Source organism: Paraglaciecola aquimarina (genome assembly GCF_032464635.1).
GTDB lineage: Bacteria > Pseudomonadota > Gammaproteobacteria > Enterobacterales > Alteromonadaceae > Paraglaciecola > Paraglaciecola aquimarina.
This window is the reverse complement of sequence record NZ_JAWDIO010000002.1, coordinates 2,744,502-2,758,058: the sequence shown is the minus strand read 5'-3', so window position 1 is coordinate 2,758,058 and position 13,557 is coordinate 2,744,502. Positions and strand designations below refer to the sequence as shown.

The window sequence follows — 13,557 nt, the reverse complement described above, 5'->3', positions numbered from 1 at the left end:
GAAACACATTTAATGACCTTAGATATAGCCCACTACCCGACTTTAGCTTTAGCTGATACACCAGATAAACTAAAAGAATTACCCAAAGAAAAATTACAGCAATTGGCCACCGAGCTTCGCCAATATTTATTGACGAGTGTTAGCCAAAGTAGTGGGCACTTTGCGTCAGGTCTGGGAACCGTCGAACTGACTGTCGCCCTTCACTATGTTTATAACACTCCCTTTGACCGCTTAATATGGGATGTAGGTCATCAAGCTTACCCTCACAAAATTTTGACCGGTCGACGTGAGAGAATGCAAAGTATCCGTAAAAAAGGTGGCTTGCACCCATTTCCATGGCCCAAAGAAAGTGAATATGACACCTTTGCAGTCGGCCATTCGTCTACATCAATTAGCGCAGCACTAGGCATGGCCGTTGCCGCCGAAAAAGAAGCGCTAGGTCGCAAAGTGGTTGCCGTCATTGGCGATGGTGCCATGACAGCAGGCATGGCTTTTGAAGCCCTCAATCATGGTGGCGATATCAGTAAAGATATGCTGGTCATTCTGAATGACAATGAAATGTCTATTTCTGAAAACGTTGGGGCATTAAATAGCCACTTAGCACGGCTGCTCACTGGAAACTTTTTTAATTCTATTCGCGACGGCGGTAAGAAATTACTCAGCACAGTGCCGCCCATTAAAGAGTTTGCTAGTCGTGCAGAAGAACACATCAAAGGCATGGTTGTACCCGGTACCATTTTTGAAGAATTAGGCTTTAAATATATTGGCCCGATAGATGGGCATGATGTAAATGGCGTTGTAGAAACCTTGCGTAATATGCGCAACATCAAAGGCCCACAAATTCTGCATGTTGTGACCAAGAAAGGCAAAGGTTACGAATTAGCTGAGCAAGATCCCATTAAGTTTCATGCAGTACCTAAATTTGATCCTAAGGAACAAGGCTTACCAAAAGCGCCGCCTAGTGATCCTAGTTTTTCTGCAATATTTGGAGATTGGCTATGTGACATGGCAGCACGAGATCCGAAATTAATGGCGGTTACCCCAGCCATGCGAGAAGGTTCAGGCATGGTGAAGTTTTCACAAAAGTTTCCAGAGCAGTATTTTGATGTTGCCATCGCCGAACAACATGCTGTTACCTTCGCAGCGGGGTTAGCCAAAGAAGGCTTACACACTGTAGTGGCAATTTATTCTACCTTTTTGCAACGCGCCTATGACCAGCTAATACACGACGTCGCAATACAAGAATTACCAGTACTGTTTGCCATAGACCGCGCAGGATTAGTTGGTGCAGATGGGCCAACACACCAAGGTGCATTCGACATACCATTTTTACGATGTATCCCCAACATGGTGATCATGGCACCTGCCGACGAAAATGAATGTCGTCAAATGTTGTACACTGGCCACCTTTTGAACAAACCTGCCGCCGTTAGGTATCCCAGAGGCTCAGCCACAGGTGTTAATCCAGAGGCTGAAATGTCAACCCTTGAATTGGGCAAGAGCCGTAGTATTCGACAAGGTAAAAAAGTCGCCATCCTTAACTTTGGCGTCCTTTTGCCTTATGCACTACAAGCGGCAGAACAAATCGATGCAACCGTTATCGATATGCGGTTTGTAAAGCCTCTCGACACTGAGATCATAGATAAACTTGCCGGTGAACATGAATTATTTGTCAGCATCGAAGATGGAGCAATAATGGGCGGAGCAGGCAGCGCAGTCGCAGAATATTTAGTATCGTCTACACATACCTGCAAACTGATCCAGCTCGGTTTACCCGACGAGTTTATTATGCAAGGTACACAACAAGAAATGTATGCTGAGTTAGGTTTAGACGCAGCGGGAATACTTGCCAAAATTAACAGCTTTGCTAGAGTAGCAATTTGATTAGTCAACACTCTTAACCTAAAGATAAATGTTTAACATGACGTTATTTAATCTACATCACATTCTTAAGCCCATGAATTGTCTAGCGGTCTTTGTCCGCTGGCTCATTCGTGCTGCGCTTTGATGTAGAAACACATATACCTCAAAAGCCGCAGCATTTAGTCTGCGGCTTTTGTCATTTTGTCTCCCCTCCTCACAACAATTGATAAAAACGCAACTAAATCGCCTTTTCAGGTATTTGGCTTAAATTGTGCAATTTTTAACGAAACAAAAAGGGAGAATAAAAATGAAAGTCGCCATTGCCTACCTAACTGTTATCATGGTTTGGTCAACGACACCTTTAGGATTAGCACTGAGTAGCGAATCTGTCCATCCGAGTATGGCCGGGTTTCTTAGAATGGTAATTGCACTCGTATTAGGCGCTGTCATATTGCTAGTCTGGCGAATTAAACTTCCTCTGCATTCTGCGGCGTTAAAACTCTATGCTTACTCTTCTGTAGGCTTATTCGGTGGCATGTTTAGTTCCTATTTAGCCGCGGCTTACATATCCACTGGCATGATGTCTTTAGCGTTTGGTATGTCGCCAATTGTTACCGGTATTATCGCCTATAAGCTTTTGGATGAGCCCAAAATGAGTGTTAGTCAACTCGTAGCAATCGCCATATCGGTAGTTGGTTTAGCCATAGTATTTTCGGATACATTAAACCTAGCCGCTGATGCATGGAAAGGGATCTTGTTGATCTCAGTGGGAGTACTCAGTTTTAGTTACAGTGCTGTATTAATTAAAACCGTGCAAATCACTATCCACCCTGCTTCAACTATGGTGGGGTCGATGTTGATTGCCACACCACTATATCTGATGACTTGGTTTATTATGGACGGCACACTACCTGTAGAAACCATGGAGTAGTCGTTCACTGATATCAATCGTTTATCTGGGGATATTTGGCTCGCTAATTGGGTTCGTCTGTTATTTTTATATATTGCAAAAACTGACCACGGCCAATGTTTCTTTAATTACCATGATGACTCCAGTTTTTGCGATTTTGCTCGGCAATGGGTTAAATAACGAGGTGATTACTATTCACGTACTATTGGGCGCAAGTGCAATAATTGTTGGTTTAGCCTTATATCAGCAACAAAATATAAGGACCAAAAAGCAACAACGCATGGTCTCTACAGCAGCAGAAAAACTTGCAGAACATCCTGAACTGCGGTGATATCAAGGTACAGCTTTGTAATGGACGGCTACCGCGAATAAGGTTATCAGCTCCGTTAATCTTGTAACTGCAATAATATGATGAAGCAACAAGCCTAAGCTTGTTGCTTCGCTTGTGGCTCTAACCACTGTTTGTTTACGCCATTCAATAGCGCTTTAATGGCAGCCGTCATACTGTTGTTATCTTTCGCCACGGCAAACTCTGTTTGATTGTGTCGATTTTTTAACTCTAGGTAACATACCGCACTCACATCCGAGCCACTTCCTATGGCGTGTTCGTGAAAATCCACCAGCTCAATTGGCGTTTGGATAAACTGTTGAATAGCATTCACCGCAGCATCAATTGGCCCGTTTCCTTGCCCCTTTATTTTATGTTTAACACCATACTGTTTGAAGCAAATATCTACCGATTGTTGACCGCCCACTAAGGTAGAAATGCGGCTACTGATAAACTCAAAAGGTCCTGTTTGTTTAAAGTACTGCTGTTCAAACAACTCAGCTATTGCTTTGCCTGTTGCTTCTTTGCCGGTTTGGTCGTTCATGGTTTGTACAATGCGGCTAAATTCAATTTGTAACTTACGAGGCAACGCTAACCCAGCTTGCTGGGCTAGCAAAAAACTAACGCCACCTTTACCTGACTGACTATTCACTCTGACTACTGCATCATAACTTCGCCCCAAATCAGCGGGATCTATTGGTAAATAAGGCACTTGCCATACACCTTGTTTATCTTGTAGCGCTAACCCCTTCTTAATGGCATCCTGATGAGAGCCAGAAAAAGCGGTGAAGACAAGTTCGCCTGCATAAGGATGCCTTGGATGAACTGGTAATTGATTACATTCTTCCACCAATTTACGTACATGGTCGACATTTGAAAAGTCTAGTTGTGGATGTACGCCCTGGTGTACATATTCATCGCTAGAGTGACTATATCCACGTTACCTGTGCGCTCACCATTTCCAAACAAACAACCTTCAACTCGGTCAGCGCCAGCCATGATGGCTAATTCTGCAGCCGCGACAGCCGTTCCCCTGTCGTTGTGTGGATGTACACTCAATACTATGTGCTGTCTTTGTTTTAAATGTTTATGCATCCATTCGATTTGATCGGCATAAGTGTTAGGGGTATTCATTTCTATTGTGGCCGGCAGGTTTATAATGATCTTTTTTCTCGACTAGGTTGCCAAATTTCTACTACGGCATCACACACTTCTTTAGCAAAACGTAACTCAGTACTCGAAAACACTTCTGGTGAATACTGATATGTCCAATCAACCTCAGGCGCTTGCGCCGTTAACTCTTTTACCCAATGCGTACCTTGAGTCGCAATCTTTTTAACTCCCGCTTTATCAGTTTTATATACGATATCTCGAAACGCAGGAGCCAAAGGATTGTACATATGCAAAATAGCTTGTTTGGCACCACGCAAGCTTTCCACGGTTTTTTCAATTAGGTCATGTCTTGCTTGCACTAATACTTCAATGGTCACATCTTGTGGTATGTGATTTTGTTCTATTAATAAACGCACAAAATTAAAATCAATCTCAGAGGCAGACGGAAATCCCACTTCAATTTGCTTAAACCCTATGGCCACTAGCGCTTTAAAAAATCGTAGCTTAGTTTCAATAGACATAGGATCAATTAACGCTTGGTTGCCGTCCCGTAAATCGGTACTCATCCATATTGGAGCTTTATCAATAGTATTGTTGGGCCATTGACGGTTGGTTAACTTAATGCCATTAAAAGGTTGGTACTTAGTGGCTGGCTGGTCGATCATTTTCGGCTCCGAATTGGCAAATTAAATAATGAAATAAGCTTAGCGTAGTTTGTCAGACATATAGTTGCGAAAAATTCAAAGAAAGCAGACCGATGAGCATTATATTGCTAAGATAAGCAACTAGGCAGCATAAACCACTCAAAATAAGTAATTATGAAAATTGACAAGTATGACAGAATGATTTTAGAGATAATTCAAAAGCAAGGTAAGATCTCAAATCAACAGTTAGCCGAGGCAATCAATCTTTCACCCTCTCCTTGCTTACGCAGAGTTAAACACTTAGAGGAGTCTGGAATTATTGCTGGTTACGTGGCTTTGCTCGATGCTAAAAAATTAGGCTTAAGCCTGATCTGTTTTATGCAAATCAGCATGGATAAACACACACCTGAACGCTTTAAAAGCTTTGAAAATAAAATTGCTGAGTTTTCCGAGGTACTAGAATGCCACTTGGTTACTGGCCAATCTGCCGACTATTTACTTAAAATCATCGTTAAAGACATGGATGATTTTCAACAATTTCTACTCAATAAACTCACCCCAATAGAAGGAGTAAGCGGTGTGCATTCATCCTTTGTTTTGAAATCGCCAGTGAATACAACCGCGCTTACGATTACCTAGAACTGGTGCTAATTTTGACTGAGCAATTGCGCATTCCCCATCCATTCAATCAAGTCGTTAAACCAATTATATGGGTTTCGTAAGCCAAAGCCATGTCCACCGTCAGGCAACACCACCAATTGGCTCGCCACATTGTGATCATTTAATGCTTGATAGTAGACCAAAGCATTTTCTACAGGTACGGCTTTATCATCGCCCGCATGAGCAATAAATGCTGGAGGGGTATTGGCAGTAACGTGTAACTCATTTGAAAAGTGAGTCACTAACTGAGGATCTAACTTAGGACCAATTAAATGTTGCCGTGATCCTTGGTGAGTGATCTTGTCGCTAAAACTAATCACCGGATAAATTAACACTTGAAAGTCCGGTCGCAAATTTTGACCAACTAAGCTGTTATTGACCGGTTGGTCATAGTGCACCGCTGCCGATGAAGCTAAATGCCCCCCGCCGAAAATCCCATTACTCCAACTTTACTAGGGTCAATATTGTAGTCTCGACTATTCTTACGTACAACACTGATCGCTTGCTGAATATCTTGTAACGGGCCAACACTTTTGTCTTGCATTGTTTCATTCAAGGGCATCCTATATTTCAAAACAAAAGCCGCTACCCCATTTTGATTGAAACGTCTGGCAATTTGTTCGCCTTCAGCAAAGATAGAGACGCCCTTATATCCGCCACCGGGACAAATGATTACAGCTGTACCATTGGCTAATGCCGGAGCAGGTAAATACGCGGTAAGGGTTGGAAATGTCACATCTACCAGAAAGGTATTTTGGGCAACACTATCACGCACATATTCTAAATCTTTGGAGTCAATGGCACCGGGTATTTTATCGGGATAAACGTTCATCTCTGTTTCAACTTCTGTAAAACTAGTATCGACCTCAACTTGTGAAATACAACTCGACATTAGCACTATTGTTAAAAAGCCATACACTCGATAAAACATTCAATACTCTCCCGTTAGACTAAAAAATTTACACTATTAAACGAACTGATCTAATATTAACACCGAAATAAGCCCTACCACACCTACAATCGTTTCCATCAATGACCAAGATTTAAACGTATCTTTCACAGTCAAATTGAAATACCCCTTGTACATCCAAAACCCTGAATCATTGACATGAGAACACATTAAGCTGCCCGCACCAATCGCTAATACCATTAGATTAGGATTCACATTTGAGGTTAATACCAAAGGTGCCACTATCCCTGCCGCAGTTAAGCCTGCGACAGTCGCCGAACCTAAACAGATACGAATAATCGTAGCAATGAGCCAGCCTAATATTAATGGATTCAAATCGATACTTTTTAGTGCATCACCAATTTCAGTGCTGACACCACTGGTAACGAACACTTGTTTCAAGGCCCCTGCTCCGGCTATGACTAGTAAAATCACTGCTATGTCTTTAATCGCGTCGGCAAAATCATCCATAATTGTTGTTATGCTGATCCCGCGAGATAACCCTAAACTAAAGGTGGCTATAGCTAAGGCGATAAGCATCACCACCATTGGGTTACCGATAAACGTCACAAAAGCAGAGGACTCTTCGCCAGCCATATAAGGTAAAACTGTCGTGCCAGCGATGAGTAGCACCGGCAGTAAACTGGTAACAAAGCTATTGAAAGTACTAGGCAACGCGTCTTCGTCCATGGTTTTCGGGGTAAAGGTTTTTAACGGTTTACTATCAATGTTTTTTAAGCTTTTGGCAAAGATTGGCCCCGCTAAAATCATAGTGGGAATAGCGACGATCAATCCATAAACAAGGGTCAACCCAAGATCTGCCCCAAATTGTGGAACTAAAGCTGTCGGCGAAGGATGAGGCGGTAGAAAACCGTGAGTAACAGACAATGCAGCAAGTAATGGAATACCTAAATATACGGCCGGCAATTTTGTTTGGTAAACCACCGAGAAAACCAAAGGAACCAGTAATACAAATCCCACGTTATAGAACAATGGGATCCCCACAATAAAACCGGTTAACATCAGTGCCCACGTTATATATTTGTCACCGCAAATATTCATTAAACTTGAACTAATTCTTTGCGCCGCGCCGCTGGTGGAGATGAGTTTGCCAAACATGGCCCCTAGGCAAATGATTACCGCCAACGAGCCTAGTAAACCGCCAATACCTTGCTCTAAAGTGCGAGGAATAGTATCCAAAGGCACATCCAGCATAATAGCTGCAATGATTGAAGTAATTAAGAATGCTAGAAAAGGATTGAGTTTTGCCCAAGTCACCAACAAAACTAATATGAGTATTGCAATACCAACCGAAACAATTGCCACCAAGTACCTCCAAGTACGTTAATTATTATAATGAAAACCAGTATGAAAACGATTTCTAAATTAACATAACAGTAACAATAGGCAACAGTTGTTGATGAATTGAGTTGAACTATGAACTAAAAAAATAAAAACCTAGATGTAATACAAGGCAAGCAAAGAGCCCTGCCAAGACATCATCAATCATGATGCCAAACCCGCCATGCACATGTTTATCGAGGTAGCTAATTGGCCATGGCTTAAGGATGTCAAACACTCTAAATAAGACGAACCCCAGCAGTAGACTTTGCCAAGATAAAGGAACCGCAAACATGGTAATTAACATACCCGCCACTTCATCCCAAACAATAGACGAGTCGTCATGTACCTGCATGTCGTCAGCAGTTTTCCCGCAGATCCATATGCCCACAATCGACGCTAAAATAGTTATGAGCAAATACACGCTAAGACTAGAATAAAGCGATAGCAGCACCACTAACGGTAAAGCAGCTATAGTCCCAAAGGTGCCAGGCGCTTTGGGGGCTAAGCCACTACCAAACCCCAAAGCTAGAAAATGAATAGGATTAAACAGACTAACTCGTTGGCGGATTTGCTTATCCATATATGACCTTAAAAGTGTTGATAACCCTGAATATCAACCTTGTAAGGCTGACCATTATCATAAAGTTCTAACTTACCAACACTGCCGTTTAACTGACCAATGCATGTCACAGGGATATTAGCGCTAGCTAAAGTTGTCTCTAAATTACCTTTTTGCTCTTCACTTACCGTAAACAACAGCTCGTAATCATCGCCCGCACTCAATGCATAGTTAACGGCTCTTTCTTTGTCGACTGAGTCGAATAAAGCCGAAGACAGCGGTAGTTTATCAATATTTATGGTAGCACCACACTGAGACATATTGAGAATATGTTTGATATCAGAAATAAGTCCATCAGATAAATCAATACAAGCACTGGCTATGCGTCTTAATTTTGTGCCGGTTAGTAATCTAGGCGTGGGATAATTTAAACGTTTAAGCAAAAACGCTTTGTTCTCTTCAGTCATTGATTTGTTGCTAACTTGCGCCTGCTCATTTTTGGCTATGGCCAAGCCCAATCCAGCATCACCAATAGTGCCTGTAACGTACACCAAATCACCTGGATTGGCGCCACTGCGAGTGATCGCTTGTTCGAATGGCACAAAGCCTTGGGCAGTAATAGTTACCGCTAGAGGCCCTTGTACAGTGTCACCACCTATTAACTGAATCGAATAATAGTCAACCAGCTCTTGTAACCCTGAAGAAAAACTCTTTAACCATTCTTCGTCAGCACTAGGGGCACTCAAAGACAAACTTATCCACGCAGGCTCTGCCCCCATTGCGGCCAAGTCACTTAAATTAACTGCAATCGCTTTTTGTGCAACAGCATGAGGACTGGCGTCAGGCAAAAAGTGCACACCACTTAAGAGCGTGTCGGTGGTCGTTACCAGAGCTTGGCCCTGCGGAATATGCGTAACGGCGGCATCGTCTCCAATACCAATGATCACATCTTTGCGTTGACCACTGTTGGCCTTGAAAAAATGTTCTATCAGATTAAATTCTTTCACAATGACAGGAACCTACTTATCACTTAACTTGACTTAGTTGAGCGCTAAACAGACTAGACAATTTGCTGCCTAGTCTTAAGTTTAAGACAATTCGTCTTTACGTAATGTTTTGATTGCTTTATCCAGCACACCATTTACAAACTTGTGGCTTTCATCGGCACCAAAAGACTTAGCTAGCTCAATAGCTTCATTGATAACAACTTTGTAAGGGACATCAACTCGACTAATAAGTTCATAAGTAGCAATTCTAAGAATCGCATTTTCTACTGGATCTAATTCTTCAGGTAATCGACCCAAGTATGGTTTTATCTTTTTATCTAATTCAGCACAATCTTTTACCACTGCACGAAGTAACTCTAAGAAATACTCAGAGTCCACTTTTTGCATGTTGTTGCTGGTGACTATACTTAACTCAATCTGTTCGACTGGGTTTTTAGACATTTGCCAAGAGTAAACGGCTTGAACGGCTAACTCTCTAGCCAAGCGGCGAGCTTTAGGTTTCACCTACTCCGCCCCTTCAATATTGGCTAGAACATTAACCATTTCCAGCGAACTTATCGCTGCTTCCGCACCTTTGTTACCCGCTTTAGTACCAGAACGTTCAATTGCTTGTTCGATACTGTCAGTGGTGATCACACCAAAAGACACAGGTATGCCGTACTCTAACGATACTTGCGCTAAGCCTTTGTTACATTCACCTGCGACAAAATCAAAATGCGGCGTACCGCCACGGATAACAGCACCCAAAGCGATAATTGCGTCGTACTTATTTTTTTCAGCCAGCTTTTTAGCCACAATTGGTAGCTCATATGCTCCCTGGTACACGAACCACAGTAATATCTTGTTCGTTTACTTCACCGTGTCTTTCTAATGCATCAAGTGCACCATCCACTAAACTTTCAACGACAAAACTGTTGAATCTAGCGACTACAAGAGCAAACTTTTTACCCGTAGCCCGTACGTTACCTTCAATAATATTCATCTAAAAACCTTACTAGAAAAATCGGCGCGCAGTTTAGCACACTCAGTGTTTAAAATATTGCAATATTTTCAATTCAATTAGCGATAAAACGACCAGTTATAATTCAACGTATTCTACCACTTCTAATCCGTAACCAGACAAAGCATGATATTTCTTTGGTTTACTTAATAAGCGCATTTTCTTCACCCCTAAACTGGCAAGTATTTGACTTCCCACGCCAACGGTTCTTGAAGAGCCTTGCCAAGCTGGTTTTACAGGTTGTTCACCATTGTCTTCGGCTTCAAACATTTTGACTTGTGCCAAAAGATCCTCCTCTTTACCAAGCACAACCAAAACACCGTCATTTTCCGCAATATGCTTAATCGCATCAGATAACCCCATGCTGCGCGATACCGAACGTTGAGAGCCCAATAAATCACTAAAAGAATTCTGTAAATGCACTCGCACTAAGGTAGGCGTATCTTCACTTATTTCACCTTTACACATTGCAAAATGTACCTGATTGTCGATCACATCTTTAAAGGTGACCAAATCAAATTCACCATGTTCGGTAGGTAATTTGCATTTTGCCACTTGCTGAATGGTGGTTTCGTTTAAGTTTCGATATTCGATCAAGTCAGCAATGGTACCGATTTTTAAATTGTGCCTTTTGGCGAATTGTTCTAATTCAGGACGTCTGGCCATGCTGCCATCATCATTTAGTATTTCAACAATAACCGAGGCGGCCTCACACCCAGCCAAACGCGCTAAATCAATGCCTGCTTCTGTGTGGCCAGCACGATTTAACACACCACCTTCTTTCCCTATCAATGGGAAAATATGCCCTGGTTGCACTATGTCTTTAGCCTGAGCATTTTTGCCCACTGCAGCTAAAACCGTTTTTGCCCTATCAGCTGCAGAAATTCCAGTGGTCACCCCTTCAGCAGCTTCGATTGAAACCGTAAAGTTAGTTGAAAATTGCGCGCCATTGTTATCGACCATAAGCGGGAGCTTGAGGGCCTGACAACGCTCCGCTGTCATAGGCAAACAAACTAAACCTCTAGCGTGAGTAACCATAAAATTGATAGCTTCGGGGGTAACATGTTCGGCCGCCATAATTAAATCGCCTTCATTTTCGCGATCTTCATCATCCATCAAAATGACCATTTTACCTTGACGAATATCTTCAATTATCTCTTCACAGCTATTAAGTAACATAGGTTCACTTTCTTCTATTAAATTTTGTCATGGTTAAACCAGAAATGATTTTACCCTGTAAACATTTATATTGAGTTATCTTCTCAAATAACCATTTTCGGCCAAAAACGCCATGCTGATATCATGTTTGTCATGTTGGCTAGATGAATCTGCGGCGCTATCACCTAAGATTAATCTCTCTAAATAACGAGCAATCACATCCACTTCAAGATTCACTTTAGTGCCGACTTGATAACCACCAATAATAGTTTCTTGTAAACTGTGGGGAATAAGCGTTATCAAAAAACGAGCACCATTTACCTGATTCACCGTAAGGCTAACACCATCCACAGTAATTGAGCCTTTTTCAGCTAAGTATTTAGCTAGTTCATTAGGCGCCTGAAGCCAAATTTCTACGTAACGCCCAACACTAGAAACAGAGATGACTTCACCCACACCATCCACATGTCCACTAACAATGTGACCTCCCAAACGACTATTGGCTTGCAAGGCTTTTTCAAGATTCACTTGGCTGCCAGCCTTATAGGTGGCAAAACCAGTGCGTTTGATGGTTTCGTGTGACACATCGGCACTAAAACCATTTGCTGACATATCGACAACTGTTAAACATACGCCGTTATTAGCAATGCTGTCTCCCAGTTTTACGTCCCCCATATCAAGCTTTTTAGTTTCAATTGACAATCGAATGTCTTCACCTGCAGGTGTTAAACTTTTAATCACACCTACATCTTCAATAATTCCGGTAAACATAGTTTCTCGATATTCGTTTTCTAATTTATTTCCGACCAGTGGCTTATGCCGTACTCACTGTTCAGTACTTTACGGGTTCATTACCGCACTACACTAAGATTACAGGAGCTGGTTTACAGTAGCGCAGTAATTTTTATATCCGTCCCAACTTGCCGCACATCACAAAGCGTCAAATCGACAACCTCTTGCATCGATTGTAAAGGTAAAATATCAAATAAGTTCTGACCATCGCCCCCTATTAATTTGGGCGCTTGGTATAAAATCAATTCATCAACCAAATTATTTTGTAATAAGGCGCCGGCTAGCTTCGCCCCTGCCTCAACCCACACTTGATTCAACTGCATAGCCGAGAGTTTTGCCATTACCGAATTCAGATCTAATTTATTAGCAACAAAAGGGGCTTGCCATTGCTGCACATGATTGGGAAATTGATGAATACTAGGCTGACCGTTAATTAACAATACATCACCCGCGTCATTAGATTGCATCGGTTGTAAACAACGCAAAGACGTTGGCAATTGATTGCGTCCGTCCAAAATAACTCTAAGCGGTTGGCGAAGGTTAACGGACGATAATTCTTCCGCAGCTAACCCTAGCTCAGCATAACGTACATTAAGAGAAGGATTGTCGGCCATCACAGTACCTGAGCCAGATAAAATAGCACAGCTTTGTGCTCTATGTCGTTGCACGTCTTGACGTGCTTCGGGGCCTGTAATCCATTGACTTAATCCATTTTTTAGCGCCGTTTTGCCATCAAGGGTGGCGGCTAACTTTACTGTTACCCATGGTTTCCCCACACGCATACGCTTAATAAAGCCACGATTTAATTGCTTAGCAGCCAAGCTTAACAAGCCTGTTTCCGTGGCGATCCCCGCCTGCTGTAACTTAGTAAGTCCCCGACCCGATACCAGTGGATTAGGATCTTCCATTGCCACAATCACACGAGAAACTTGAGCTTGGATCAATGCGTCTGCGCACGGAGGAGTGCGACCTTGATGGCTGCATGGTTCTAACGTCACATAAGCTGTAGCACCTTTAGCAAGTTCCCCCGCTTGACGAAGAGCATGTACTTCAGCGTGCGGGGTTCCAGCTTTTTGATGCCACCCCTCGCCAACTATATTTCCTAACTTGTCAGCGATCACACAACCAACATTAGGATTGGGAGAGGTAGTATATTGGCCGCGCTTCGCTAACTGAATAGCACGAGCCATCATTTGATGATCACATCTAGTAAAACTTGTCACTGTTATT

13 protein-coding genes and 2 pseudogenes are annotated in these 13,557 nt (G+C 42.4%); 4 read left to right on the top strand and 11 right to left on the bottom strand.

What is annotated here, in order from left to right:
• Positions 1-12 precede the first annotated feature (12 nt).
• The 3 genes from dxs (at position 13) to RS130_RS13675 (ending at position 3,104) form a co-directional block, all read left to right on the top strand.
• Positions 13-1,884 (top strand): 1-deoxy-D-xylulose-5-phosphate synthase, encoded by a 1,872-nt coding sequence (gene dxs / locus RS130_RS13685; RefSeq protein WP_316026403.1) that lies wholly within the window; start codon positions 13-15, stop codon positions 1,882-1,884.
• Between the two features lie 286 nt (positions 1,885-2,170).
• Complete coding sequence (locus RS130_RS13680) at positions 2,171-2,794, top strand: DMT family transporter (RefSeq protein ID WP_316026402.1); 624 nt, start codon at positions 2,171-2,173, stop codon at positions 2,792-2,794.
• A gap of 7 nt (positions 2,795-2,801) precedes the next feature.
• On the top strand, positions 2,802-3,104 hold the full coding sequence (locus tag RS130_RS13675) for an EamA family transporter (protein WP_316028060.1): 303 nt from the start codon (positions 2,802-2,804) through the stop codon (positions 3,102-3,104).
• 94 nt (positions 3,105-3,198) lie between these two features.
• Here RS130_RS13675 and leuA read toward each other — a convergent pair.
• Positions 3,199-4,879 (bottom strand): annotated as a pseudogene (gene leuA, locus RS130_RS13670) (2-isopropylmalate synthase).
• A gap of 153 nt (positions 4,880-5,032) precedes the next feature.
• Between leuA and RS130_RS13665 the strand changes: the two are divergent.
• Entirely contained in the window at positions 5,033-5,497 is a 465-nt protein-coding gene (locus tag RS130_RS13665; protein WP_428982780.1) for an Lrp/AsnC family transcriptional regulator, read from the top strand.
• Positions 5,498-5,505: 8 nt separating this feature from the next.
• Here the strand turns inward: RS130_RS13665 and RS130_RS13660 are convergent, their stop codons facing one another.
• From RS130_RS13660 to ribD, 10 genes and pseudogenes are all read right to left on the bottom strand, one after another.
• Entirely contained in the window at positions 5,506-5,871 is a 366-nt protein-coding gene (locus tag RS130_RS13660) for an alpha/beta hydrolase (protein WP_316026401.1), read from the bottom strand.
• Between the two features lie 59 nt (positions 5,872-5,930).
• A complete protein-coding gene (locus RS130_RS13655) occupies positions 5,931-6,449 on the bottom strand; it encodes an alpha/beta hydrolase (RefSeq protein ID WP_316026400.1) in 519 nt (172 codons plus the stop codon).
• A gap of 36 nt (positions 6,450-6,485) precedes the next feature.
• Positions 6,486-7,793, bottom strand: a complete 1,308-nt coding sequence (locus tag RS130_RS13650; protein ID WP_316026399.1) for a gluconate:H+ symporter — start codon at positions 7,791-7,793, stop codon at positions 6,486-6,488.
• A gap of 109 nt (positions 7,794-7,902) precedes the next feature.
• On the bottom strand, positions 7,903-8,391 hold the full coding sequence (locus RS130_RS13645; RefSeq protein ID WP_316026398.1) for a phosphatidylglycerophosphatase A family protein: 489 nt from the start codon (positions 8,389-8,391) through the stop codon (positions 7,903-7,905).
• Between the two features lie 8 nt (positions 8,392-8,399).
• Positions 8,400-9,377, bottom strand: a complete 978-nt coding sequence (gene thiL / locus RS130_RS13640) for a thiamine-phosphate kinase (protein WP_316026397.1) — start codon at positions 9,375-9,377, stop codon at positions 8,400-8,402.
• A gap of 81 nt (positions 9,378-9,458) precedes the next feature.
• On the bottom strand, positions 9,459-9,881 hold the full coding sequence (nusB, locus tag RS130_RS13635; protein ID WP_316026396.1) for a transcription antitermination factor NusB: 423 nt from the start codon (positions 9,879-9,881) through the stop codon (positions 9,459-9,461).
• A pseudogene (gene ribH / locus RS130_RS13630) lies at positions 9,882-10,359 on the bottom strand (6,7-dimethyl-8-ribityllumazine synthase).
• Between the two features lie 96 nt (positions 10,360-10,455).
• Positions 10,456-11,556 (bottom strand): bifunctional 3,4-dihydroxy-2-butanone-4-phosphate synthase/GTP cyclohydrolase II, encoded by a 1,101-nt coding sequence (gene ribBA, locus RS130_RS13625; RefSeq protein WP_316026395.1) that lies wholly within the window; start codon positions 11,554-11,556, stop codon positions 10,456-10,458.
• 75 nt (positions 11,557-11,631) lie between these two features.
• Complete coding sequence (locus RS130_RS13620; RefSeq protein WP_316026394.1) at positions 11,632-12,306, bottom strand: riboflavin synthase; 675 nt, start codon at positions 12,304-12,306, stop codon at positions 11,632-11,634.
• Between the two features lie 113 nt (positions 12,307-12,419).
• A complete protein-coding gene (gene ribD, locus RS130_RS13615; RefSeq protein ID WP_428982778.1) occupies positions 12,420-13,520 on the bottom strand; it encodes a bifunctional diaminohydroxyphosphoribosylaminopyrimidine deaminase/5-amino-6-(5-phosphoribosylamino)uracil reductase RibD in 1,101 nt (366 codons plus the stop codon).
• Between the last annotated feature and the right edge of the window lie 37 nt (positions 13,521-13,557).

Bases quoted from the DNA above. Each gene is read 5' to 3' on its own strand.
- dxs (WP_316026403.1), top strand. From the start codon at position 13: ATGACCTTAGATATAGCCCACTACCCGACTTTAGCTTTAGCTGATACA.
- RS130_RS13680 (WP_316026402.1), top strand. From the start codon at position 2,171: ATGAAAGTCGCCATTGCCTACCTAACTGTTATCATGGTTTGGTCAACG.
- RS130_RS13665 (WP_428982780.1), top strand. From the start codon at position 5,033: ATGAAAATTGACAAGTATGACAGAATGATTTTAGAGATAATTCAAAAG.
- RS130_RS13655 (WP_316026400.1), bottom strand. From the start codon at position 6,449: ATGTTTTATCGAGTGTATGGCTTTTTAACAATAGTGCTAATGTCGAGT.
- RS130_RS13645 (WP_316026398.1), bottom strand. From the start codon at position 8,391: ATGGATAAGCAAATCCGCCAACGAGTTAGTCTGTTTAATCCTATTCAT.
- ribBA (WP_316026395.1), bottom strand. From the start codon at position 11,556: ATGTTACTTAATAGCTGTGAAGAGATAATTGAAGATATTCGTCAAGGT.
- RS130_RS13620 (WP_316026394.1), bottom strand. From the start codon at position 12,306: ATGTTTACCGGAATTATTGAAGATGTAGGTGTGATTAAAAGTTTAACA.
- ribD (WP_428982778.1), bottom strand. From the start codon at position 13,520: ATGATGGCTCGTGCTATTCAGTTAGCGAAGCGCGGCCAATATACTACC.